Below are 24,710 nucleotides of genomic sequence, written 5' to 3' on the forward strand. Positions count from 1 at the left end.
AGTCCTTCAGCAATATCGGAATGGCAATAAATATGCGTGCAATTCATCGAGAGAAGACATGAGACGGCTGAAAGTGCCGCTGATGGCGTGCTGGCTGCTGCTCGCGGCCGCCCCGGCCATGCATGCGGCGGCCGCCGCACCGGTCGTCGCCTTGCGGGTGGCGGCGCAGGCCGGCACCGACCCCAAGTTCATCGACGCCGGCGATGGCCGCGTGATCGGCGTGTGCATCGACATTTTCCGCACCATCGAGCGCATCGATCCGGGCCTGGTCTTCATCGGCGACCAGCAGTGGCTGCCGCTGGTGCGGGCCCACGCCGAAGTGGCCAACCACCAGCACGACGCGCTGTGCGCGATCCAGCGCACGCCCGAACGCGAAGTGCAATACAACTATATCGACCTGCCGCTGCTGCCGCTGCGCTTCCAGTTGCTCGCCCGCGCCGACGACCCCGTCGTCATCCACAGCTGGGATGACGTGCGCAAACTGGGGGCCGACGGCGTGATCCTGACCAATCGCGGTTTCGGCACCACCGAGGCGCTGGAGCGCATCGGCAACCTGCAATTCAGCGCCAGCGCGGCCGACCCGATGAACAATCTGCAAAAGCTGGTGGCGCGCCGGGGCCGTTTCTTCCTGCACCGGGGGCCGGGGCTGAAAGGTTTCGTGCAGCGTTCCGGCTACGGCGCCAAGGTCAGGATTCTGCCCCAGGTGATGTACCAGACCGAAACCTACATGGCGCTGGGCACGCACGTCGATCCGGCGGTGACGGCGCGCGTGCGGCGCGCCGTCGAACAGATGGAACGAACCGGCGAGCTGGCGCGCCTGCTGAAGAAATGGGATTGACGGATCGCCCGCCAGCGCAGCCGGCAGAAACTTGATTGACAGCAACCGCAGTTTTGGCGACTATCGTCGTTTTGTCTTTTTAACGACCACGCCATGAAACCACCGCGCCTTTCCCTGCTCGCCCTGCTCCTTTCCGCCGCGCTCGGCGGCCACGCCCTGGCGGCCGACGCGCCCGCCAAACGCGCGATCACCCATGAGGACGTTTGGCTGATGAAACGGGTCGGCGCCCCGACCGCCAGCCCGGACGGCAAGTGGGCCGTGTTCGCCGTCACCGACCCCGCCTACGACAGCAAGGAGCAATGGTCGGACCTGTGGATCAAATCGCTAACCGACGACACCCCGGCGCGCCGCCTGACCTTCAGCAAGGGCGGCGAAGGCGCGCTGAACTGGTCGCCGGACAGCCGCCAGCTGGTCTTCGTGGCCAAGCGCGACGGCGACGACGCCGGCCAAATCTACCGCATCGACGTCGCCGGCGGCGGCGAAGCCCAGCGCCTGACCACCCTCACCCTGGGCGCGCGCCAGCCGAAATTCAGTCCGGACGGCAAGCAGCTGCTGTTCGTCAGCGAAACCTTCCCGGGCGCGGCCGGCGAGGACGACATCAAGAAAATCGCCAAGGAACGCAAGGACCGCAAATACAACGTGCGCGCCTACGAGAGCTTCCCGCCGCGCTTCTTCGACAAGTGGCTCGACGACAAGCAGGTGCGCCTGTTCGTGATGGAGGCGGCGGTCGGCGCCAAGCCGCGCGACCTGCTGTCGGGCACCAAACTGGCGGCGCTGCCGGGCTTTGGCGGCGGCCAGGGCGACGAGGGCCAGTCGCTCGACGCGATCTGGTCGCAGGACGGCAAAGAGGTCGTGTTCCCGGCGTCGACCAACCGCGACGAGGCGGCGCGCGCGGCCGGCTACACGCAAATCTTCTCGGTGCCGGCCGCCGGCGGCGAGACGCAGCAGCTGACGCGCGACAAGCACAGCTACCGCGCGCTCAAGTTCAGCAAGGACGGCAAGACCTTGTTCAGCCTGACCGACGCGGAGGAGCCGGGCAAGGTCTACGACGTCAGCCGCATTGCCAGCTTCGCCTGGCCGATCGCCGATCCGGCGCCGAAGATACTCACGGCGTCGCTTGACCGTTCGGTCTCGCGCTTCGTGCTGCCGGATGGCAGCAACCGCGTGGTGTTCAGTTTCGAGCACGCCGGCCTTGAGCAGCTGCATTCGATCAACTACGCGGGCCGCGACTTGCGCGCCGAGCCATCGCTGCCGACCGGTGCCATCGGTTCGCTCAGCGCCGGCGGCAAGGCCATGGTCGGCGTGTGGGAATCGGCGATCAACCCGCCCGAGGTGTACGCCTTCGGCAACGGCGCGCCCAAGCGCCTGACCTCGTTCAACACCGAGCGCGCGGCGGCCATCGACTGGCAGGCGCCGGAACACTTCTGGTTCAAGGCCAGCGACGGACGCATGATCCACAACATGATCGTCAAGCCGGCCGGCTTCGATCCGGCGAAAAAATATCCGCTGTTCGCCGTCATCCACGGCGGCGCGGCCAATATGTGGCGCGACCAGTTCGTGCTGCGCTGGAACTACCACCTGCTGGCGCAGCCCGGCTACGTGGTGCTGCTGACCGACTACAAGGGCTCGACCGGCTACGGCGAGGAATTCGCCCGCGCGATCCAGGGCGATCCGCTCAAGGGTCCGGGCGACGAGGTCAACGAGGCGGTCGACGAGGCGGTGCGCAAGTACAGCTTCGTCGATGGCAGCAAGCTGGCGGCGGGCGGCGCCAGCTACGGCGGCCACTTGGCGAACTGGCTGCAGGCGACCACCACGCGCTACAAGGCGATCGTGTCGCACGCGGGCGAGATGGATTTGGTGATGCAGTGGGGCACCAGCGACAGCATCTTTGGGCGCGAGGTCAACAGTGGCGGACCGGTGTGGGGCAATCTGCCGGTGTGGCGCGAGCAAAGCCCGGTGATGCAGGCGGGGAACCATGAAAAGGGCACGGGATTCAAGACGCCGATTTTGATCTCGGTGGGCGAGCTGGATTATCGCGTGCCGGCCAACAATGCGTTGATGAATTTCGCGACGCAACAGCGCTTGAATGTGCCGAGCAAGCTGCTGGTGTTCCCGGACGAGAACCACTGGATTTTGAAGGGGGACAACAGCCGCTATTTCTACAGCGAAGTACACGGCTGGCTGGCGAAGTATCTGAAGTGACGGCCGCCGGCTGAGCCGGCATTGGCGGATTACGCTACGCTAATCCGCCCTACGTATTTCCTCGTCAATTCAAATCCCGTGGCCAGGGTCCTCGCCTGACCACGGAGGCACCTAGGGCGGATTAGGCGGCACGCCGTAATCCGCCACGAGCCGCCAACACCCCTCGTTCTAGTTGAAACTCAACCCCGTGGCACTGGTGTTGGTCAACGTCTTGGCCTTCAGGTCGATACGGAAGCTGTCGCTCGGCTTGCCCGAACCCAGCCCCTTCAGAATCCCGAACACCTGCTTGAACTGATACTGGAACAGCACGTTGACCGAGTTCTGATCCGACGGCAAATCGCCGATCTTCACGATGGCCGCCGGCGATGCCGGAAACGCCGCCATCAGCACCTTGTACTGCGCCACCCGTTGCGCGCCCATGTCGCGCAACGCCAGCTCGCCGGCATACACCGTCCGGTGGAAATCGCCATAAAACTCGTACGCGCTGATCTTGGCAAAATCATCCAGCTTCAAGTTCGCCGCCGACGCCAGTTGCTCCGCCTTGGCCGTCGCCGCCGCCCAGTCCGCCGTCAACTGGCTTGCCGCCACGCCACCCTCGGCGACGGTCCCCTTGGCGGCACACGCGGCCGTCAACGGCACCACAGACGGATTGTCCTTCAACTGCGCCAAGGTCACCCTGGTCTGCAACTGCGACAGGATCAGCATCTGGCGCGCGTCGAGCGAGATCGCCGCCTGCTTCATTTCGCACGGCCAGTACTCGTCCATGAAACGCAGGCGCGACAGCTCGCCGAAGTACGTGCGGGTGAATTCGCCATACGAGCGGGTATCGAGGATATTGCGGTTCCAGCGCTTGGCGACGTCGCCGGTCAGCACGCTGCCCTGCAGGTAGTCGTACTCGGTCTGATACAACGGGAACAGTTCGTTATAGCGCGCCACATTGTTGAGGCCAACCGTCTGCACATCGACCAGGTCCTTGCTCTGATAGCTGACGATCTTGTACGCCGCGCCGAACACGGCCAGCGACGGCGACTGCACGTTGACCAGGTAGTTGCCGGCGGCGTCCTGGTAATCGTTGGTGCCGTTGAAGTGCATGTGGCCGCCCATGTGCAGCGGCAGGCCGGTCGCGGCCAGCGCCTTGGTGGTGGCCGCCTCCGGCACGCGCGCCGTCTGGAAGGCGCCCGGCTTGAACACCGCCTTCATCGCGTCGGTCTGGTTGGCGTAGAAGTCCATCGTCGGATAGTGCGAGAACGCCATCAACTGCTTGCCCTGCGCCTTGGCGCGCGCGGCCACCGACTTGATCCATTCCATTTGATGGATCTTGTGCGTGGTCACCTTGTTCCAGCCGGCGTTGCCGGCGTTGTCGAAGCCGGCGAAGGCGGTCGGATTGGCCGGATCGAACTTGCCGTTGGGGACGTGGACGTTGGCGTCGACCGCCAGCAGCCACAGGCCCTTGACCGGTTCCACCAGGTAGCTGGCGTCGATGATGTTGGTGCAGCGCGTGTAGGATTTACCCAGCTTGGTTTCGCCGGCGGCCTTGTAGCTGCCGCCCTCGCCTTCCGCGCAGATCTCGAACTGGCGCTTGTTCAGCGCGGACGAGGCCGACGCGGCGTCGAAGCTGTATTTGCCGTCCGCGTACTTGGTGAACGGCGTCTCCCAATAAACGTCCGACTTGTTCGGCATGTAGCCGAAGTCGCCGAGCTTGGTGAGCAGGCGCTCGTAGCCCTGCTCGGTCAGCTGGGCGGTGCAGACCACGGTCGGATCCTTGGCCTTGCAGGCGGCGTTGTTGGGCGCGTAGATCTTTTGTTCCTTGCCGTCGCGCGTGAGGAAGTCGTTTTTGCCGGCCTCATCGTCGTCGTAAGGCTCGTTCGGGTCGTGGTTGCCCGGGGCGATGAAGAAGCGCATGCCTTTGGCCTGGTATTCGCGCAGGATGTCGGCCAGGCCGTCGATGTTGATCGGCTGGGCGTCGTCGGAAATGTCGCCGGGCAGCGCCACCAGGCGGATGTTCTTGCCGTAGGCATCGTCGAGCGCGGCGCGGAAGGCGAAATAGTTTTCGTTGAACAGACGGGTCGACGTCAGCTGCGCGTACATCGTGCGGATGGTGGCGTTCCTGCCGTCCTTGGTGGGGATGCCTGAGAACTGGCTGCTTTTGAAGTCGCCGTAGATGTTCTCGAAGTGCACGTCGCTCATGAAGGCGACCGGGGTGGACGTGTAGCCGTCGGCCGGAATCGGATCGGTGGTCGGGACGCTGTCGCTGCCGCATGCGGATAGCAGCGACATCATGGCGGCGGCCGCGATCAGCGGCCGCCGGGCGTTCAAGGCATTGCGCATGCAATCTGCATCTGTCTGTTTTCGGTGGTGCGCATTGTGGCACCCCGGTGTGACAGGCTGATTACATGGCAACCAGACGAAAACGGACAGCGGCAGTCGCCGCCGCCCGTGTGTCGTCAGGCCTGCGACGTCAACTTGCGGCGGCGCGCCACGCCCACCATCGCCAGGCCGGCCAGCAGCATGGCGTAGGTTTCCGGTTCCGGCACCGCCGTCACCGCCTTGATCCAGCCCACGTGCGAGTAGATGGCGGTGGAACCCGACAGGTCGCCATAGCTCGAGCCGTTTTTAGGCGCGTTGTCGCAGCCGCTCAGGCCGAGATCGCCGCAAGCGCTGTCGCCGCCCCAGCCCCACGAGTGCACGCCCGACAACAGCCATTCCGAGCCGTTCCAGACAAAATCTCCGCCGCCGGAATCGCCACCGGCGATCATCGACTCGATGGTGCCCAGGCCGGTGCCGCTGGTCCAGGCGCCGCCAATGGCATCGCCCATGCGACCGATGGTGTTCAGCGCGGCGGTGCCGTTGTCGAAATCGCTCATGTAGGTGGCGCCCGGTGCATAGTAGCTGGGATCGTCGGGGCCGTAGCCGGCGGCCGGGTAGTAGGCCGCGTTGAACTCCTGGCTGGTGACGTCGAAGGTGTTGTAACCGTAGTGGCCCCAGGCGGCATCGTTCCAGTTGGTGGGCGTGTTGACGTCGGCGCGGTTGGTCGTTCCGTAGCCAGCCATCAGGTAATCCTTGCCGACGTCGTTGGTGGTGCTCAGGTTGTAGCCCTTGATGCCGGTGACCACGCTGTCGAGCTTCAAGATGGCGATGTCGGCGCCGGTGTCGAGCGAGCCGTTCCACGCTTTGTGGACGGTGGCGTTGCCGACCGAAACATTGCGGGTGACGGCCGCGCTACCGTTGGCATAGCCGAACTGTACGGTCATCTTGCTGAAGTCGTCGGCGCAATGGGCGGCGGTGATCACGTACTGGCCGCCGGCCAGCAGCGATCCGGAGCAGGCGTAGTTGCCCTGCGGCGTGGTGAAGCTCAGTTTTGCAACGCCGTCCAGCGCGCCGGCCACGCCATTGAAGCTCATGCCGGGGGTGAAACGCCAATTGCTGGGATCCGAAGTATTACCGGTCTGCGGTGTTGGCGCGGCTTGGACGGCCCCTGCGGCCAACATGGCGGCGACGGCCACCAACTTGAAGTGTTTGGACTGAATGAAATTCATATTGTTCCTTGCGCAATAGGTATTTTAAAAGTGCCTCTCCCTGTATTCACCTTTCGGGAACCGCCTGGCGTACGGCGCGCCCCGGCAAACATGGCACAAATGACAATATCATGATGAACTATTGCGGCGCAACATAGTTATGAAAATATTTACGTTCCGGCTGGACGCGGCACCGCGCGCCGGATCAGCAAAATGACGCCGGCGGCCAGCAGGCAGGCTGCCCCCGCCGCGAACAGGGCCGGGTTATACGTCAGCATCATGGTGCGCACCCTGCCCGCGCCCCAGGCCGCCACCGCCGCACCCAGCTGGTGGCCGGCGAACACCCAGCCGAACACCATGCCCGCGCGCTCCTTGCCGAAGGTCGACGCCACCAGCCGCACCGTCGGCGGCACGGTGGCGATCCAGTCCAGGCCATAAAACATGGCGAACAACGACAGCCCGTAAAACGTGAATTCGGAATACGGCAACCAGAACAACGACAAGCCGCGCAGGCCGTAATACATGAACAGCAGCTTGCGGTTGTCGTAGCGGTCCGATAGCCAGCCCGAGCCGATGGTGCCGACCAGGTCGAAGGCCCCCATCATCGCCAGCACCGACGCGGCCGGCACGGCGGCCAATCCGGCGTCGCCGCACAGCGAAATGAAATGCGTCTGGATCAGACCATTGGTGCTGAGCCCGCAAATGAAGAAGGTGCCGAACAATATCCAGAACACCCGGTTGCCGGCGACGCTGGCAAGCACCTTGAACGGCGTGGCGAACGTGATGTGCATAGGCGGCACCGGCGGTGCGACTTCCGTTCCCGGGGCCGCGCCGTAGGGCGTCAGGCCAAGTTCGTTGGGCCGGTTGCGCATCAGCAGCAGCACCAGCACGGCGACCACGGCGCAGGCGGCGAACACGGGAATGACGGCCATGCGCCAGCCGAAGCGTTCGATCAGCCAGGCGCCGACCGGCAGGAACACCAACTGGCCGGTGGCAGAACTGGCGGTGAGCATGCCCACCACCAAGCCCCGGCGACTGTCGAACCAGCGGTTGGAGACGATGGCGCTGAGCACCAGCGCGGTCATGCCCGAGCCGATACCGAGCATGATTCCCCAGAACAGCACCAGATGCCAGAACTGCGTCATTTGCGTGGCCAGCGCCATGCCGGCCGCCACCAGCGTCAGCGCGGTGACGACCACATGGCGCAGGCCGAAACGCTCCATCAGGATGGCGGCGAACGGCCCCATCAAACCGAACAGCACGAAGCGCACCGCCAGCGCGGATGAAATCTGTTCGACGTCCCAGCCGAACTCGGTGGACAGCGGCTGCAACAGCGCCCCCGGCAGGCCGAGCGCCGCCGACGAGGTCAGGCCCGTCAGGAAGGTGACAGCGACGATCACCCAAGAATAGTGCAAGCCGCGCCGCCGCAGCCAGTTGGAAAGCGATAGTGCGAACATGATGCTCCTTGCAATGACGATGGCTGCGGCGATGTGCGGACGCGGGCGTGGACGAAGCCGCGCTGCCCGGCCATTTTAAATTATGATCATAATGAATGCAAGGAAAAGAAAGGGGCCTCGGCGGAGGCCCCGATCGGGGGAGTTACAGCCAACTACCGCTTATTTGATGCGCAGCGAGCTCTTCACGTCGGTGACGCCTTTGACATTGCGGGCAACGTCAACCGCTTTGTCAGCTTCGGCCTGCGACGGCACGAAGCCGCTCAGCACCACGCCGCCGTTGGTGGTTTCAACTTTAACATCCAGCGATTTGAGCGCTGGCTCAGCCATCAGTTCGGTTTTGACCTTGGTGGTGATCACGGTGTCGGCGACCGCATCCTTGGCCAGCTCGGTTTTCGATTTGGCTTCGCACGACGCCTTGTCGGTGCCGGTCAGGCCGCTGCAGTCGATGCCGGTCTGGGCGACGTCGGCGGCATCCTTGCCGGCCTTGGCGGCGTTGATGGCGGCGGTCTGCTGGGATTTCGCGGTGCTCAGGCAGCTATCCTTGGCGTTGCCGTCCAGGGTGTCGCACTTTTCCTTGGCCAGGCCGTACTGGGCATCGGCCAGTTCGGTGCGGGCTTTTTCGATCGATTTCTTATCGTTCTTGTACTGCATCGTGGCGTTGGCCTCGGCCGTCGCGCGGGCCACTTTGGCCTGCTCTTCGCACACGTCCTTGGCGTTGCCGGACTGCGCATCGCAGGCGGACTTGGCGGTCTTGTAATCGTTGGCAGCTTTGTTGGTGGCTGCCTTGTAGGCCACAGTGTCGTTGGCTGGGGTGGCGGCGAAACTGGCGCTGGCTGCACCGGCCAAAAGCAGGAAGAGGAGCTTGTTCATGATGTGTCCCTTTATTGTGGTGGTTGGTGGACACATTAAACGCCGACAGCAGAGAAACCTCTGTGCGCGAACGAACAGAGTTGGGGAATTGCATTTTCTGCGCTATGAGCGGCGACAGCCTGACTTCGATGTCGCTAGCGCTGCAGCGAGGCCTGGCGCAGGCCCTGGCGGGTATCCTCGCGCGCCTCCTGGTTCAGCAAGCCCTTTTGCCACAGGTCGCTCGCCTGCTCGAACAAGGGCAGCCCGGCGGCGAAGGCGTCGCCGGTCGGCGCCAGTTGCAGCCATTCCATGGTGGTGTGCGAACCGGCCACCGGGCCGGACGACGACGGTTGGCGCACCTGGCGCATCCACGCGGCGACGGCGCCGTATTGTTCGGGATGGCGCTGTTGTATCCATGCCAGCGCGGCCAGATCGGCAAAGCCTTCCTCGCGGCGGGTCTGCTCCAGTTCCTGCGCTTGCGCTTGGCTGTGTGCCGTGTCGTCGGTGTGGTCGTGTTCCTCGAAACCGGCCGGCATCTCGTGCCACTGGCCCTGCACGTAGCGCCAGCAGTGGCCCACTTCGTGTGCGAACATCGCCTCGATCATCAGCGCCCGCTGTTCCGCCGGCACGGTCGACAGGACGTCTTCGACGTTGGTCCGGTTGCGCATCGTCAGCACCAGCTTGCAACGTCCATCTTGAAAGCCCAGCGCCAGCGGCACGTCGGTCGGCTTGCCGGTGGGCTGTACGATGATGTCGATCGGCAGTTTGAGTTCTTTTTTAGCGTACTTCAGCATGGCCGATCCGGCGGTGAGCCAGCGGGTTTCCATGTCGGTCAACTCCGCTGCGGAAGCGAAGTTGGAGCACAACAGCAGCAGGGAGATAAGTAGGCGCGTGATCATGGTTTGGTTTCCTCAAACCAACTTTATCACGATCACGGAAACTTTTATTGCCGTAAGGAAGTATTTTTCTACGTAGGCAAAGTTGAACTATTTAGTCGAAAGGCTACTCTGTATGCGGAATGATAACGGGGACCTGACGGTCCCCGTTGGAGGAAGGTGAGGACTTACTTCGCCAGCAGGCTTTGCGCCGTCTTGAATTCCGGACGTATATCGTTCGGCACCGAGGCCATTTTATCCAGCGCCTTTTGCACGTCGGGACGGATGACGACATATTTGGCCATCATCTCCTTGGCGCGCGCATAGTCGCCGGTGGCCTCGATCGTCAGAAACTCGCGGTCGAGATCTGTGACAGCCGATTTAACCTTTTTAAAGTCGACCGAGAACGTTCCATCGCCGTGCGACACGAATCCACCCTTATCGAGAAGATAATTAACCTGGATCGCCATGCCGCGCGCGTGCGAATCGGTCAGACCGAAATGCAGCGTGCGGAACGCCGACGCCAGGAACGTCGTGTACAGCTTGCGCTCGGCCGCCTCGCCCTGCCCCAGGGTACCGGCCAGCTGGCCCTTGTCCATCATGTAGGCCAGCACGTACAGGCCAGTGATGTCGGCCTTGGCTTCCTCGATGGTCGAATAGGCTTCCTTCAGGTCCTGGCGCGGGGTCGATTCCTTGCCGTCCACCTTGGTCACGTGCGGTCCCAGGCCGTGGGTGATTTCATGCGCGAGGATGTGCGTGAAGAACGAGTCGAAATCGACATCCTTCTGGTCGGCCGGCTTGAGCACCAGCTTGGAGATCGGCGTCAACGTCGACTTGAACTTGGCTTGCTGCACGTTCTTGAGCATCACGCGCTTGGAGCCGCGCTGGCTGATGATGCGCTCGTCGTTGGGCAGGTTGTAGGCGGCCGTCTGCACGCCCATGTTGCCGTCGCCGGCCCCGTAGACCTGGTTGACCACCACCATCGGCGCGATGGCGCCGACCTTGGGATTGCGGTACTGCGCATCGAGCGGCAGGTTGTCTTCCAGCTCCTGCATGTGCTTGGCGAAGAAGTCGAGCTTTTGCGTCTCCTTCTGGTCGCGGATGTTGACGTACGCCTCGAACGCGGCCTTGTAGCCGAACAGCTCGTCGTTGTAGGTCTCGTACGGGCCGATGGTGACGTCGACCGGCGCGTCCAGATCCATCCAGGCGAAGTCGGAAGCCAGGTAGTCGTTGCTCAGGAAAGCGTCGGCGCGCAGCTCGAGGAACTTCTTCAGCGAAGCGTTGTCGGTCGCGGCTGCGGCTTGCTTGAGCAGCGCGGCCGCTTGCTGCAGTTCGGCCTTGTATTCGTCCGAATATTTGACGGTGGTGAACTGGCCGTCGGCGTTGCGGCGTACCGTCGTGAAGAACCACTGCGCCTGTTCCTTGTCGATGGCCGGCAAGGCGTTCATCCAGGTTTCCAGCTGCGCCTTGCTGGCGTCGGCCGGATAGAAGTTGCCGCCTTCAGGCTTCTTGGCGGGAATTTTGATGCCGTCGATCTCTGCCGGCAGGAACGATTCGTGGCTGTCGAGGATCGACCACGGCCCCTTGTTGAGCCAGAAGTAGCCCAGGCGCGCCTGGCCCAACGGCGTCTTGTCCTTCTTCAGCGCGGCCCACAGCGCCTCGTTGCCGGCCCAGCGCTGTCGCAGTTGCAGCACGTCGATGATCTTGGCCGCTTCGATCAGCTTGACGATGGCCTTCTTGTCGCCGGCGGAGAGTTTGCTGGTGTCGGCGGTCAGCGCGATCGGCGCATAGCGCTTGCTCATTTTGTTCAGGTCGGCAACGTCGGCCGGGGCAGCGTAAGCGGCGGCGCAGGCGAGCGCCATCGCCAATGGAAGCAGGATTTTTTTCATTCGAACCTCGGGTGGAGTCAGGCCCGTATTGTAATCCAGCCCGCTGCCGCACCGCGCTACTTCGAGGCCTTGTCGGCGCCGGCGGGTTGCGCGGCGGGCGTGGCCGCGCCAGCCACCCGCGTGGCGCGCATCGAGCGCCCGTCCTGATGCAGTACCAACGCCGCCGCTGCGCCGTCGGCGTCGGGCTCGAACTGCAATTCGGCCGCCACCACATCCCATGCGAAGCGGCCGGCCTTGCCCGGCACCGGAAACACCGGCAGCAGCGGCTGTTGGTCCAAACGGGCCCACAGCTGCCCGTCGATGGCGCGCACGTCGAAGTCGAGCTTGGGCGCACCATCACCGCCGGTCAGATAATGTCCCGTGTAGCGTTGCGGCGTGATGGCGGCGTCGGTGGCGACGGCCGGCGCAGGCTCGTCCGTGCGGCGCGCGGGGATCTCGCCGCCGCGCTGGCGCAGCAGCATGCTCGCCACTTTGCCGTTCTCGCGTCCGAAAGCGAACTCGGCGCCAAATTGCGGCAGCGTGAAAACGTCCGGCGCCGCCGCCGTCATCGCGGTGTAGGGCTGCCCGGTCATGCGGCCATACAGCTTGCCGTCCTGGACCACGAAGGTGAAGGCGATTTTGGCGTCCGCGCGGAACACGCCAACGTATTGCGGCAGCGCCGCCGCGTCCAGCGCGATACTGGTGTCGCCGACCTTGTAGCGTGCGGCCAGCACATCGGCGCCGAACGAATCGGCCTGCGCCTCGGCGTTGCTGACCATGACGATCGCCGCCTGTCCGACATCAGGCATCATCAGCAACTGGGTGCGAAAACCGCCGGTGCCGCCGCTGTGGAAATAAGTGCGCCGCTCCGGCGGGCCGCGCATGATCAGCGCGTAGCCGATCTGCGCGCCGTTCATCGACGCCAGCGGTTGCAGCACCCGCTCGGCGGCAGCGCCCAGCGGCCCGCCGCGCCCCGCCATCAACGCGCGGCCGAACGCCAGCATATCCGGCGCCGTGGAGCGCAGCGAGCCGGCGCCGGCGAAGGCGTCGAAGTCCCACAGCGAAGCGGCCTTGTCACCGCTGAACGGCGGCGCCATGCGTCCCAGCCCGTCCGCCTTCCGCTGCGGCAGATGCTGGAAGGTGCTGGCCATGCCCAACGGCGCGGTGATGCGATCGCCGACCAGCTTTTCCCATGTGCTGCCATAGCGCAGCGACAGCACTTCGCCCAGCACGGCGAAACCGAAATTGCTGTACTCGGCCTCGCACGGCGCCGGCTTCGGCTTGAGCGCCGACAGCTCCGCCAGCATCATCTGGCGGGTGTAGCCGGGATAGGGATTGGCCGCGTTCAGGTCGGGGAAATTGGCGGGCATCCTCGGCAGGCAGGAAGTATGCGTGACGAGCTGGCGCAGCGTGATCGCCGCCACTTCCGGCTTCAGCTTGAGCGCGCGGGCCTTCGCCGCGTCCAGCGACGCCGGCAGCAGCTTGCCGAGCGTATCCGCGAGTGCCAGGTCGCCGCGTTCGACCGCCTGCGCCAGCAGCAGGCCGGTGAACACCTTGGAGATCGACCCTATTTCAAACAGTTGGGACACGCCTTCCGGCTGGCGCTCGGCGGCCCCGCCGACGGCCGTGCGGCGCACCTCGGCGTAGAACCCCTTGTCATCGTGCCACAGCCCCACGGCGGCGGCGCCGGGACGTTCGCCCAGCACCGAGCGGGCGACGGCCTCGGGCTGGCTCTCCATGCTCAAGGGCGCCGAAGCGGCAAGTGCGTGCACCGGTACGCAGAAAACCAGCAGACCAAGCAAGGTTTTGAACACGGAGGCTTCTCCTATCAGTGAAGCCGCAGCATACGCTTTTTACAATGTCCGAATACTCACGGATTGTCACTACCAGGCCCGGTACACCTGCCCCGTTTGCGCGCCGTCGACGCTGCGCGCGTAGGCCAGCGCGGCGCGCTTGCCCGGCGCCGGCTCGAAGCCGATGAAGAACGGACCGTAGCTGTCCATCGATTCCTCCAGCACCGTGGGGCTGACGGCGTTGATGCGCAAGCCGCGCGGCAGCTCGATGGCGGCGGCGCGCACGAAGCCTTCCACCGCCGCGTTGACCATGGTCGCGCTGGCGCCGTTGCGGATCGGCTGCTCGGCCACGATGCCGCTGGTAAGCGTGATCGAACCGCCGTCGTTCAGATACTCGCGCGCCACCAGCGCCACGTTCACCTGCCCCATCAACTTGCTGTTCAAGCCAACGTGGAACTGCTCCGGCGTGAAATCGGCCAGCGGGCCGAAATGCAGCGAGCCGGCGGCCACCACCACCGCGTCGATCTTGCCGATCTGTTCGAACGCCGCCCGCACCTGCGCGATGTCGGTGAAGTCGGCCCTATACTGGCCGCTGCCTGAGCCCGCCGTCACGATCTCGTGACGCTTGCCCAATTCTTCCACCACCGATTTGCCCACCGTGCCCGAGGCACCGATAACGACGATTTTCATGATCCACTCCCTGTCTGGTTAAGTGAGACCAGTATCGCGGCGATCACGCCATGAATAAATGAGCTAAGATTAAGTTCATTACAAACGTACGGTTAGCAATCATGGACAAACTGCGCAGCATGGAGATTTTTGTCGCGGTGGTCGATGCCGGCAATTTCACGGCCGCCGCCGACAACTTCAAGATCTCCCCGGTCATGGTCGGCAAGCACATCGCGCAGCTGGAAGCGACGCTGGGCGCGCGCCTGCTGACCCGCACCACGCGCCGCCAGAGCTTGACCGAGATCGGCGCGCAGTATGTCGAGCGATGCCGGGCCATTCTGGCGCAGATCACCGCCGCCGAAACCGGCGCCGAGGCGATGCGCAGCGTGCCGCGCGGACGGCTAAAAATCACCGCGCCGGTTTCCTTCGGCACCGAATGGATCGCGCCGGCGATGACGGACTACCTGCGCCGGCATCCCGAGGTGAGCCTGGATTTGAGCCTGAGCGACCGCACCGTCGATCTGGTGGAGGAAGGGTATGACGCCGCCATCCGCATCGGCCGGCTGGAGGATTCGACGATGGTGGCGCGGCCGCTGTTCGACTATGCGATGGCCATTTGCGCCAGCCCCGCCTACCTGGACAAGCACGGGACGCCGAAAACCCCGGACGACCTGGCGCGGCACGAATGCCTGGACTTCATGGCGTGGTCGCTCAACATGCGCTGGCGGCTGCAGGGGCAGACCGGCAACCGCAACATCGAGGCCAGCCGCTTCCGCGCCAACAATGGCCAGGCATTGCGCATGGCCGCGCTACAGGATTTTGGATTGGTGATGCAGGCGGAGGTGCTGCTGGCGCAGGACATTGCCGCCGGCCGGCTGGTGCCGGTATTGTGCGACTACATGCCGACAGCGCGTCCGATGAATTTGGTCTATCCGCGCGACCGGCAAGCCACGCCGAAGCTGACGACATTCGTGGATTTCATTGTGGAGCGATTCGGACCCGCATGGGTACCGGGCCACGAAGACAAAACGCTCAGGACCAGCGGCGCACCGCCGCTGGCCTCATCGCGTAATCGTAAAACTCAATTGCGTAAAACTTAATTCGCTACCGCCGCCAGGCGCTCCGACGGCTGCCAGCCGGCGCCCAGCGCGCGCGCCACCGACACCGCCGCCAGCAGGCGCTGGGTGTTGATCTGCACCGCCGCCCGATCGGCCGTCAGCGCGCTGCGCTGCGCATCCGTCACATCCAGATAGGTCGACACGCCACGCTCGTAGCGCGCACGCGCCACCAGATAACCGCGCGCCGCCGCCACCTGCGAGGCCGACTGCGCCTCGCCCTGCAACTGGCGCTGCTGCACGTCCGACAGCGCATCCTCGACTTCGCGCAATGCCGTCAGCAACTTGGTCTCGTGATTGGCGATAGCCTCTTCATAGCGCGACTTGGCGATCGCCAGGTTGGCCTTGTTGCGGCCACCATCGAAGATCGGCAGCGACAGCGCCAGCGGACCGGCGCTGAACTGGCGCGAGCTGCCCTCGCCCAGCTTGCGCAGGCTCTCCGACGCCCAACCGAAGTTACCGGTCAACGTCAGGGAGGGATAAAACGCGCCCTCGGCAACGCCGATCTGCGCGTTGGCCGCGCGCAGGTTCGCCACGCTGCCCGCCAGATCCGGACGCTGCGCCAGCAGGCTGGCCGGCAGGCCGACCGGAATCGCCGGCGGCTGCGGCAGCACCACGGCATCCGTGTTGGCCGCCGTCAGCATCGCCGACGGCGAAGCGCCAACCAAGGTGGCAAGGCTATGTTCGAGCAAATTGCGCTGACGCTGCACTTCCTGCAAATCGGCCTTGGCGTTGGCATACTCGATGCGCGCGCGCGATACATCCAGCTCGTTCGACAGTCCGGCGTCGAAGCGCGCCGTCACCAGCTCCTCGCTTTCGCGGCGGGTATCGAGCGCGCCCTTCAGGATCGCGATCTCGGCATCCAGCCCGCGCAGTTGCCAGTAGGTCGTCGCCAGCTGCGACGACAACACCAGCAGCACGCCGTCGCGGTCCGCTTCGGCCACCAGCGCCTGCGCGTCGGACGCCTCCACCAAACGGCGCACGCGGCCCAGCAGATCGAGCTCGTACGACATCGATGCGCCGACCGTGTAGTTGTTACCCTTGATCGAACGGCCGCCCAGCGCCAGCCCCTGCGACGTCTCCGCCGAGGTGCGCGAGTTGGCGACCGAGGTATTCACGCTCAGCGACGGCTGCTGGCTGGCGCGGCTCACGCCGGCCTGCTCCAGCGCCTGCACCAACCGCTGCGCCGCCGCCTTCACACTCGGATTGTCGCGCAGCGCGGTCTGTTCCAGATTGTTCAAGGTCTGGTCGTTGAACACCGTCCACCACTGCGCCGGCAGATGCGCCTCGCTGGCGCCGGCCTGCGGCAAATGGCGGAACGAAGCGTCGGCGACGTTTTTCGGCGCGGTGAAATCGCTGCCGACGGTGGCGCAGCCGCTGACGGCCAGGGTGATGGAGACAGCGAGCGTCAGGCGCTTCAAAGCTGAATTGAACATGGTGTTACCTCACAAATTAGTTAGTGTTAGCGCGCGCATCGATTTAGTGCGCACCGCCGCCGCCACCGCCCGAAGGGGCTTTGACTTTATCCGAGAACCAAAGCACGCCGATGCAGGCGAACAGCACCATCGCCACCAGGAAGAAGCCGTCGTTGTAGGCCATCACGAAGGACTCGCGCCGCACGATGCCGTCGACCGCCTTGAGCGCCATGTCCGACGCCGTGCTGGCGTCCATGCCCTGGCCGATGAACGATTGCGTCAACGCCGCCAGGCGATCCTGCGTGGCCAGTGCGAAGTTGCTAACCGATTCCCCGATGCGCTGCGAGTGGAAGTGCTCGCGCGTCGTCAGCGCCGTCGCCAGCAGGGCGATGCCGATCGAGCCGCCCAGGTTGCGGGTCATGTTGATCAGGCTCGATGCCGACGGCATATCCTTCGGCTGGATGCCGTTCATGGCGAAGTTCGACAGCGTCAGCATCACGAAAGGCTGGCCCAGCGCGCGCACCACCTGCGACCACAATAACTGGTCGTAGCCCGTACTGGCGTCCATGTAGGCGTTCATCATGCACGAGCCGCCGAACAACAGCAGCCCGAAACTGCACAGGATGCGGTTGTCGATCTTGGACGACAGCTTGGCCACGAACGGCATGATGAACAGCTGCGGCAAGCCTGACCACATGATCACTTCACCGATCTGCATCGGCGAATAGCCGGCGATTTGGCCGAGGTACAGCGGCAGCAAAAACGACGAACCATACAAGCCCATACCCATCGCCATCGACAGCGCGGTGGCGGCGGCGAAGTTACGCTGGCCGTACAGCCCCAGGTTGACGAAGGGCTGCCGGCGCATTGTGCTGTTGACCACCCAGCCAAGCAGGCCGACGATGGACATCGCCGCGAAGGTGATGATGAAGGACGAATCGAACCAGTCCTTGCTGTTACCCTCTTCCAGGAAGATCGTCAGGCTGCCCAGGCCCACCGCCATGAAGGCGATGCCCAGCCAGTCGGCGGTCAGCAACAGCGACGGTTGCGACTTTTGCTTTTCCAGGCCGATCCCGATGCCGAAGATCAGCAGCAGGCCGGGCACCCAGTTGATGAAGAAGATCGACGGCCAGCCGTAGATTTCGCTCAGGTAGCCGCCCAGGGTCGGGCCCATCGACGGCGCCAGGGTCGCGGTCAGGCCGAAGATGGCCATGCCGGTGGCGCGCTTCGACGGCGGCAGCAATGTCATCACGATGGTCATCGCCATCGGGATCAGCGCGCCGCCGGTGAAGCCCTGCAGCATGCGGAAGGCGATCATGCTCTCGAGGTTCCACGCGAACCCGCACAAGGTGGAGAACACCAGGAACAGCGCGGTGGTGCCCATCATGTAGTTGCGCAGGCCGAAAACGCGCGTCAGCAGGCCGGTCATCGGGATGATGATGATCTCCGCCACCAGGTAGGCGGTGGCGATCCACGAACCCTCTTCCTGCGTGGCCGACAGCGCGCCGAGAATATCCTTGAGCGACGAGTTGGTGATCTGGATGTCGAGCACCGCCATGAAGGCGCCCATCATGCCGGCGGCGACGGCCATCCAGGTGCGGGCGGAGACCTTCTCGCTCGGCATGATCGGTGCTTGCGGTGGGGCGGCCTTACTCCCGCCGCCCGGCGTATCGATCGTGGTGCTGGCCATGGAGTGGCTCCTTAGTGCGCCGCGACTTTGGACGGTGCCGCGGCGTGCTTGGCCTCATCCTTCTGCTTCAACGACACCTCCGCGATCGCCGACATGCCCGGCACCAGTCGGCCGTTCAAGGCCTTGATGTCCTCCGGCTTGAACACGATCTTGACCGGCACGCGCTGGACGATCTTGGTGAAGTTGCCGGTCGCGTTATCGGCCGGCAGCAGCGCGAACTGCGCGCCAGACGCCGGCGCGAAGCTCTCGACGGTGCCGATCAACTCCTTGCCCGGCATCGCGTCGATGCTCACGTTGACTTCCTGGCCCTTTTGCAGCTCGGCCAACTGGGTTTCCTTGAAGTTCGCGGTCAGCCACACGTTGTCCTGCACGATGGCGGTGATTTGCTGGCCGGGCTGCAGGCGCTGGCCCACTTCGATGGTGCGCTTGCCGATACGGCCGCCGACCGGCGCCAGGATCTGGTTATAGGCCAGCTGCTGCTGCGCGTCCTTGAGCTGCACGCGCAGCACGTCGACCTGCGCCTTGAGCACGTCGCGCGCCGAACGGGCGGCCGCGATCTGCGCCTTGGCGGCCGAGGCGCTGTCCTTGCGTGCATTCAGGTCGGCGATGGCGCTGGCGCGGCCGGCGACGGCGGTGTCCAGCTCCGATTTGGAGACGGCCTTCATCTGGCTGTTATACAGCTGGCCGTAACGCTCGGCGTCCTGGTTCGCGCGCACCAACTGGGCCTGCGACTGCGCCACCTGCGCGGCCGAAGCGCTGGCCTGGGCCTGGGTCTGGGCGATCTGCGCCTCGGACTGCACCACCTGCTGCTCGGCGCTGGCGATCTGCGCCTGGATCTGCTCCACTTTCACGCGCTGGTCGAACGGATCGAGTTCGGCGATCACATCGCCCTCGCGGACGATCTGGTTATCGTCGATCAGCACCTTGGTGACCACGCCGGAAATGCGCGACGACACCGGCGTGACGTGGCCGGCCACATAGGCGTTTTCCGTCTCGACGAAATAATGGCTGCGGTACCACATGCGTCCACCGGCTGCCAGGGCGGCGATGGCGATCAGGCCGGCGATGACCAGCACCTTGCGGTTCGGCTTGGCCGGACCGGCGGGCGCCGCCGCCGTGGCGGCCGGGCCGCCGGGAGCGCCAGCGGCCTGTGCGGGTGGCACGGCGCTGAGCACTTTTTGTTGTTCTTGTGGATTCGACATGTGTTGCTCCGCATAAATGAAATGGAATAGGGTCATTATTCGCCTGTTCAAATCCAAAGTCAAGAAATGAAACGATTGCATTTCATTTTTATTTGGACTAGCATGACCGCATTCGTTATCATTAACCGCCATGAAAATTTCCGACCTACAAACCACCGCGACCGCCGCGCCGGAGGAGCTGGACTGCCCCGACGAGGCCGTCTCCGATCCCACCTCGCCCTGCTTCGGCAAGGCCGCCGGCCGCCCGCGCGAGGCCGACAAGGAAGCACGCCACCTGGCGCTGTTGCACACGGCGAAGCAGTTGTTCCTGGAAAAGGGTTATAGCAAGGTCAGTCTTGAAATGATCGCCCGCGAGGCCCATGTGGCGGTACGGACGATCTACGTCAAGTTCGGCGGCAAAGCCGGGCTGATGGGCGCCGTCATCAGTCAGGGCCGCGCCAGCGTATTCGCCAACACCACCAGCATGGAGACGGACCCGCGCCCGCTAGAGGAGATCCTCAACGACTTCGCGCTGCGGTTCCTGGAATTGGTCTCGATGCCGGCGTTCATCAAACTGTTTCACATGGTGGTGGCCGAGGCCAGGACCACGCCCGAGCTGGCCGCGATTTTTTACGAGACCGGGCCGCAACAATCGCGCGAGCAGCTGGGACGGCTGTTCGCGCGGCCGGAGATCCGGGCCCGGCTGCGGCCCGAGCTGGCGCTTGAGCCGTTAGCGGTGCATCTGGTCAACTGTATTCTGGGCGACATCATGTCCGGACTGTTGTTCCCGTCGGAGGAGCCGCCCACTCAAGAGCAGCTGCGGGCCAAGGCCACGGCTGGGCTCGATCTGTTCCTGCGCAGCGTGCTACGTTAGAAGCTGTGCAACTTTGCAGTTTGTTCTATACTTGATTTTTAAATTGGAGCACACATGAGCAAATTGAATCGACTGGACTGGAGCAAACAAGTAACGCTCATGAATGAGCGCATCAAGAACTTCCAGGCCAACCCTGGACAGGAGCAGCTGGACGCCTTGATCCAGGAATTGAAGGCCTACGCCGAAGCCGCGCGCACGGGCGGCATCGAAATCCCGACCCGCTTCACGGTCAACTAAGCCAGCGACAGATTCGGCGCTGGCGCCCGGTCCTTATTTACGCGACATCGCCACCAGCGCGTCCAGCACCTGCAAGGTGGCCTGGCTCAACTGCTGACGTGGGATCTGGCCAGGATTGCTGCTATCGACCATGGTCGGATTGGTCAGGTAGCGGCCATTGACGATCATGGTCGGCGTGCTGTTGACTTCATACGTGGCGGCGACGCGGCCGGCGTTCTTCAAGCGCGTGATGATCGCGAACGAGTTATACACGGCCAGGAACTTCTGCTTGTCGATGCCGTTTTTGACGGCCCAATTGATGTTGTCGTCGTCGCTCTTCAAACGCTGGCGGTCGACGTGCCAGGTGCTCAGCACCTTGGCGTGCATCGATTCTTCCAGCTTCATCGCCTCCAAGGTCAGGAACAGATGCGCCTCCGGATCGTTGGCGCCCGTCAGCGGCAGGTGGATGCGGCGGAACACGATGTTGTCACCTTGCTTCTTCACCCAATCCAGCATGGCCGGTTCCAGCGCGTAGCACGCCGGGCAGTGGTACATGAAGAACTCGATGACCTCGACTTTTTTGCCTTCGGCCTGCACCGGCTGCGGCGCCTTCAAGGTAATGTACTCGGCGCCGTTCTTCGGCGCGGTTGGCGAGGCAAAGGCGGCGCCTGCCATCAGGGCGGCGGCGGCAACGACGAATTTCAAGCGAAACATGGTTATCCTTTAAAAAAATCTGCAATGGGAATATACCAGCTTCCCGCGCCGCGCGGCGACCATGGCCGCCCAAAACCGCCGTCGGCTACAATTGCTAACAACTGATACCGATCGCGCCACCCGGAACCCCGATGAAAACGACACCGCCCGCCCTCGCCGCATTGACCTTGTCGCTGGCCGTTTGGGGTCCCGCCCATGCCGCCGCGCTCTCCGCCACCGAGCAGAAAATCGTCGCCGAGGTCAAGGCGCACGCGCCGCAAGGGCTGCAACTGCTGGAGCGCTCGGTCAACATCAACAGCGGCACGATGAACCATGACGGCGTGCGCGAAGTGGGCAAGCTGTTTCGCGAACAGTTCGACCAGCTGGGCTTTGCCACGCGCTGGATCGACATGCCGCCGGCCGTGCGGCGCGCCGGCCACTTGGTTGCCACGCGCGAGGGCAAGCGGGGCAAGCGCCTGCTGCTGATCGGCCATCTCGACACGGTGTTCGAAAAAGACAGCCCGGTGCAGCTGTGGAAGCGCGAAGGAGACCGCGTGCGCGGCCAGGGCGTCAACGACATGAAGGGCGGCGACGTCGTCATCATCGAAGCGCTGCGGGCGCTGCACAAGGTCGGCGCGCTGGACGACACCACCATCACCGTCATGTTCACCGGCGACGAGGAAGACGCGGGCGAGCCGATCGACGTCTCGCGCGCGGACATGGTGGCCGCCGCCAAACGCAGCGACATCGCACTCGCCTTCGAAGGCACGGTGCGCGACAAGGATGGCAAGGACACCGGCACCATCGGCCGCCGCGCCTCGTCGTCGTGGGAGCTGGAGGTCAAGGGCAAGCAAGGCCACACCAGCGGCATCTTCAGCGAGAAAGCCGGTTACGGCGCGGTGTACGAGGCCGCGCGCATCCTCGACGGCTTCCGCCAGCGGGTGATCGAGCCGGATCTGACCTTCAGCCCGGGATTGATATTGGGCGGCACCGATGTCGACGTCGATGCTGTCGGCGACAAGGGCCAGGCCGCAGGCAAGACCAACGTGATTTCGCGGGTAGCCACCGTCAAGGGCGACCTGCGCTACCTGAGCTACGAGCAGCGCGACCGCGCGCGCGCCAGGATGCGCGACATCGTCGGCCAGAACCTGCCGGGCACCAGCGCCAGCATCGTCTTCCACGACGCCTACCCGCCGATGACGCCGACGGCCGGCAACATCGCGGTTTTGAAGACATACTCGCAAGCCAGCGCCGATGCTGGCCTGGGCGAGATCCCCGCCTTGCCGCCGGGCCAGCGCGGCGCCGGCGATATCCAGTTCATCGCCCCGCTGATCGACAGCCTCGATGGCCTGGGGGTGGCCGGCAATGGCGCCCACTCGCCGGATGAGGATCTGGAGATCGCCTCGGTCGAGCGCGCCACGATCCGCACGGCGATCCTTCTATATCGGCTAACGCGGTAACCTCACATCTAGAACTCGTCTAAAACATGTCTAAAACACGTAGGGCGGATTAGCGCAGCGTAATCCGCCAATGCATGCGTCTCGACTGCTCACGCATTGGCGGATTACGGCGTTCCGCCTAATCCTCCCTACGTGTTTTAGACATGCCCCGGCCGCGCCTCCAGCCCCTCGATATCCTTCATCAGCGCGATCAGGCGCTTAGCGCCAAGTCCCAGCGGCCGGTCGTTCAGCCACACCACATCCACCCACAAGCGCAGCTGATTGCTCATGGTCGCGAAGTCGATGCCAATCAACTCCCCATCCTCCAACATTGGCGTCACCAACCGCCTGGGCAGAAAAGCCCACCCCAAACCCGCCTGCACCATCCCCAGCATGGCCAGATGACTATCGGTGCGCCACAACTTACGCGAGACCAGCACGCGCATGTCCTCCTCGTGCGCTTCGCGGCTGACGATCGCGATCTGACGAATATCGACCAGATCCTCAAGCCGGAAGTGCCCATTGCGCTCACGCGCCAGCGGATGACGCGGCGAGATCACCGCCACCAACACCTCGCTGCCCAACTCCTGGAAGCTCTCATGCTCATCGACCTGCGGACGCTCATAGAGCAGCGCCAACTGGGCCGAGCCGTCATGCAGCATGCGCCGCGCGTCGGCCTGCGGCGCCGACAGCACCTCCACTTCCAGTGACGGGAATTCGTCGGCCAGCCGCGCCAGAGGAACGCTCCACGCGGCCGACAGCAGCTCGGGCGCGATGGCGAGCGTCAGGCGCCGCTCCAGTCCCTGATGCAGCGACAGCGCGTGCGCCTTCAGCCGGCGTAGCTGGCCGGCCATCTGCCGCGCCTCCGCTTCCAGCGCGCGCGCCATCTCGGTGGGACGCACGTCGCGCGAAGTGCGGTCGAACAGCTGCAGATCGAGTTCCGCCTCCAGATGCGCGATTGCCATGCTGACGGCCGACGGCACCCGTCCCAGCGCACGCGCGGCTGCGGAAAATGAACCGTGATCGATCACGGCCAAGAAGATCAAAACGTTGTCACTGGAGAAGGCCATGCGCCATGCTGTCAGAAAATCTGATAGCTGTCGACTTTTTCGATCAGAAATACTCAACTACCATGCATGCAATAGTTTTTAGAGGAAATAACATGCAAGGTTTAAAACGAAAAGTTGTCTACGTCTCACTGTTCGAGTTGTTCGCTGTGGCGCTCACCAGCAGCTTCCTGATGCTGCTTGCCGGGCATGACGCGACCCACTCCGGCGTCGCCGCCATCGCCTCGTCCACCATCGCGGTGGTGTGGAATTTCATTTACAACGGCATGTTCGAGGCGTGGGAAGCTCGTCAGGCAACCCGCGGGCGCAGCGTCGCGCGCCGGGTGGCGCACGCCGTCGGTTTTGAAGGTGGACTGGTAGTGATACTGGTGCCGCTGTTCGCATGGTGGTTGAACATCACGCTGTGGGAAGCACTGGTGCTGGACGTGGGCCTGGTGGTGTTCTTCATGATCTACACCTTCCTTTTCAGCCTGGCCTTCGATCGCGTGTTCGGCCTGCCCGCCTCCGCGCAGGCAGCAGCTTGATCAGCTATTCAAATTATTCATCGCCAGTCCAGCCAACAGGGCCACGCCGCCCATCAACGCATAGGCGATCACCGCCAGCACGGCCCCGCCCCTGCTGCCCAACGGCGCACCGGCGGCGGTACGCGCGCGCGGCGCCAGGAACCAGGCGCCGATGCCGGCCTGTATCACCAGACCGGCGACCACCAGCACCGCTATCGGCGCCACATTACCGGACAGACGATTAAGCAGCGTGGCCGTGCCCAGCACCATCAATAAAATCAAACTAAAAATACAGGCGTCGCGCCAGCTCAGGCGCGCGCGTTTGTACAGGAAAGCGGCCAACTTGTTAATGCTCGTGTAGAGCGCGACCGACAGCAGCAGCGGGACAATGGAGGGAAAAGAAGACATGCGGAACCTGACAATAAAAAAACCGGGAACGAGTCCCGGTTTT

21 protein-coding genes are annotated in these 24,710 nt (G+C 64.1%); 7 read left to right on the forward strand and 14 right to left on the reverse strand.

Annotated elements, in window-relative coordinates:
• Positions 1-58: 58 nt before the first annotated feature.
• Together AC0IYS_RS24810 and AC0IYS_RS24815 are read left to right on the forward strand one after the other, a co-directional pair.
• The gene (locus tag AC0IYS_RS24810) at positions 59-838 is read left to right on the forward strand and encodes a substrate-binding periplasmic protein (protein ID WP_471707662.1); all 780 of its coding nucleotides are present in this window, start codon (positions 59-61) and stop codon (positions 836-838) included.
• 93 nt (positions 839-931) lie between these two features.
• Positions 932-3,040 carry a dipeptidyl-peptidase 5 gene (locus tag AC0IYS_RS24815; RefSeq protein WP_471707663.1) on the forward strand — a complete coding sequence of 703 codons (2,109 nt, stop codon included), beginning with the start codon at positions 932-934 and terminating at the stop codon, positions 3,038-3,040.
• 168 nt (positions 3,041-3,208) lie between these two features.
• Here AC0IYS_RS24815 and AC0IYS_RS24820 read toward each other — a convergent pair whose 3' ends face one another.
• From AC0IYS_RS24820 to AC0IYS_RS24855, 8 genes are all read right to left on the reverse strand, one after another.
• Positions 3,209-5,368 (reverse strand): metallophosphoesterase, encoded by a 2,160-nt coding sequence (locus AC0IYS_RS24820; RefSeq protein WP_471707664.1) that lies wholly within the window; start codon positions 5,366-5,368, stop codon positions 3,209-3,211.
• Positions 5,369-5,484: 116 nt separating this feature from the next.
• Positions 5,485-6,576 (reverse strand): trypsin-like serine protease, encoded by a 1,092-nt coding sequence (locus AC0IYS_RS24825; RefSeq protein WP_471707665.1) that lies wholly within the window; start codon positions 6,574-6,576, stop codon positions 5,485-5,487.
• A gap of 149 nt (positions 6,577-6,725) precedes the next feature.
• On the reverse strand, positions 6,726-8,012 hold the full coding sequence (locus tag AC0IYS_RS24830) for an MFS transporter (RefSeq protein WP_471707666.1): 1,287 nt from the start codon (positions 8,010-8,012) through the stop codon (positions 6,726-6,728).
• 159 nt (positions 8,013-8,171) lie between these two features.
• Entirely contained in the window at positions 8,172-8,882 is a 711-nt protein-coding gene (locus tag AC0IYS_RS24835) for a BON domain-containing protein (RefSeq protein ID WP_471707667.1), read from the reverse strand.
• 134 nt (positions 8,883-9,016) lie between these two features.
• Complete coding sequence (locus AC0IYS_RS24840) at positions 9,017-9,760, reverse strand: hypothetical protein (protein WP_471707668.1); 744 nt, start codon at positions 9,758-9,760, stop codon at positions 9,017-9,019.
• A 164-nt stretch (positions 9,761-9,924) separates the two neighbouring features.
• On the reverse strand, positions 9,925-11,625 hold the full coding sequence (locus AC0IYS_RS24845; RefSeq protein WP_471707669.1) for a dipeptidyl-peptidase 3 family protein: 1,701 nt from the start codon (positions 11,623-11,625) through the stop codon (positions 9,925-9,927).
• Positions 11,626-11,681: 56 nt separating this feature from the next.
• A complete protein-coding gene (locus AC0IYS_RS24850; RefSeq protein ID WP_471707670.1) occupies positions 11,682-13,418 on the reverse strand; it encodes a serine hydrolase domain-containing protein in 1,737 nt (578 codons plus the stop codon).
• 69 nt (positions 13,419-13,487) lie between these two features.
• Positions 13,488-14,087 (reverse strand): short chain dehydrogenase, encoded by a 600-nt coding sequence (locus AC0IYS_RS24855; protein WP_471707671.1) that lies wholly within the window; start codon positions 14,085-14,087, stop codon positions 13,488-13,490.
• 101 nt (positions 14,088-14,188) lie between these two features.
• Between AC0IYS_RS24855 and AC0IYS_RS24860 the strand changes: the two genes are divergently transcribed.
• Entirely contained in the window at positions 14,189-15,166 is a 978-nt protein-coding gene (locus AC0IYS_RS24860; protein ID WP_471707672.1) for a LysR family transcriptional regulator, read from the forward strand.
• Here the strand turns inward: AC0IYS_RS24860 and AC0IYS_RS24865 are convergent.
• From AC0IYS_RS24865 to AC0IYS_RS24875, 3 genes are read right to left on the reverse strand one after another with little or no spacing between them, the layout of a single operon-like run.
• A complete protein-coding gene (locus AC0IYS_RS24865) occupies positions 15,163-16,617 on the reverse strand; it encodes an efflux transporter outer membrane subunit (RefSeq protein WP_471707673.1) in 1,455 nt (484 codons plus the stop codon). The genes AC0IYS_RS24860 and AC0IYS_RS24865 overlap by 4 nt on opposite strands.
• Before the next feature lie 43 nt (positions 16,618-16,660).
• The gene (locus tag AC0IYS_RS24870; protein ID WP_471707674.1) at positions 16,661-18,286 is read right to left on the reverse strand and encodes a DHA2 family efflux MFS transporter permease subunit; all 1,626 of its coding nucleotides are present in this window, start codon (positions 18,284-18,286) and stop codon (positions 16,661-16,663) included.
• An 11-nt stretch (positions 18,287-18,297) separates the two neighbouring features.
• The gene (locus AC0IYS_RS24875) at positions 18,298-19,488 is read right to left on the reverse strand and encodes an HlyD family secretion protein (RefSeq protein WP_471707675.1); all 1,191 of its coding nucleotides are present in this window, start codon (positions 19,486-19,488) and stop codon (positions 18,298-18,300) included.
• 130 nt (positions 19,489-19,618) lie between these two features.
• Between AC0IYS_RS24875 and AC0IYS_RS24880 the strand changes: the two genes are divergently transcribed.
• Positions 19,619-20,341 (forward strand): TetR/AcrR family transcriptional regulator, encoded by a 723-nt coding sequence (locus AC0IYS_RS24880; protein ID WP_471707676.1) that lies wholly within the window; start codon positions 19,619-19,621, stop codon positions 20,339-20,341.
• Positions 20,342-20,395: 54 nt separating this feature from the next.
• Positions 20,396-20,578: a hypothetical protein gene (locus AC0IYS_RS24885; protein WP_471707677.1), complete on the forward strand. Its 183-nt coding sequence runs from the start codon at positions 20,396-20,398 to the stop codon at positions 20,576-20,578.
• Positions 20,579-20,611: 33 nt separating this feature from the next.
• Here AC0IYS_RS24885 and AC0IYS_RS24890 read toward each other — a convergent pair whose 3' ends face one another.
• Positions 20,612-21,271 carry a thiol:disulfide interchange protein DsbA/DsbL gene (locus AC0IYS_RS24890; RefSeq protein ID WP_471707678.1) on the reverse strand — a complete coding sequence of 220 codons (660 nt, stop codon included), beginning with the start codon at positions 21,269-21,271 and terminating at the stop codon, positions 20,612-20,614.
• Between the two features lie 131 nt (positions 21,272-21,402).
• Between AC0IYS_RS24890 and AC0IYS_RS24895 the strand changes: the two genes are divergently transcribed.
• The gene (locus tag AC0IYS_RS24895) at positions 21,403-22,710 is read left to right on the forward strand and encodes a M20/M25/M40 family metallo-hydrolase (RefSeq protein WP_471707679.1); all 1,308 of its coding nucleotides are present in this window, start codon (positions 21,403-21,405) and stop codon (positions 22,708-22,710) included.
• A 137-nt stretch (positions 22,711-22,847) separates the two neighbouring features.
• Here AC0IYS_RS24895 and AC0IYS_RS24900 read toward each other — a convergent pair whose 3' ends face one another.
• Complete coding sequence (locus AC0IYS_RS24900; protein ID WP_471707680.1) at positions 22,848-23,759, reverse strand: LysR family transcriptional regulator; 912 nt, start codon at positions 23,757-23,759, stop codon at positions 22,848-22,850.
• A gap of 92 nt (positions 23,760-23,851) precedes the next feature.
• Between AC0IYS_RS24900 and AC0IYS_RS24905 the strand changes: the two genes are divergently transcribed.
• On the forward strand, positions 23,852-24,280 hold the full coding sequence (locus tag AC0IYS_RS24905) for a PACE efflux transporter (RefSeq protein WP_471707681.1): 429 nt from the start codon (positions 23,852-23,854) through the stop codon (positions 24,278-24,280).
• Here AC0IYS_RS24905 and AC0IYS_RS24910 read toward each other — a convergent pair whose 3' ends face one another.
• Positions 24,281-24,667, reverse strand: a complete 387-nt coding sequence (locus AC0IYS_RS24910) for a hypothetical protein (protein ID WP_471707682.1) — start codon at positions 24,665-24,667, stop codon at positions 24,281-24,283.
• Between the last annotated feature and the right edge of the window lie 43 nt (positions 24,668-24,710).

It is taken from the genome of Duganella sp. AC237, assembly GCF_979254035.1.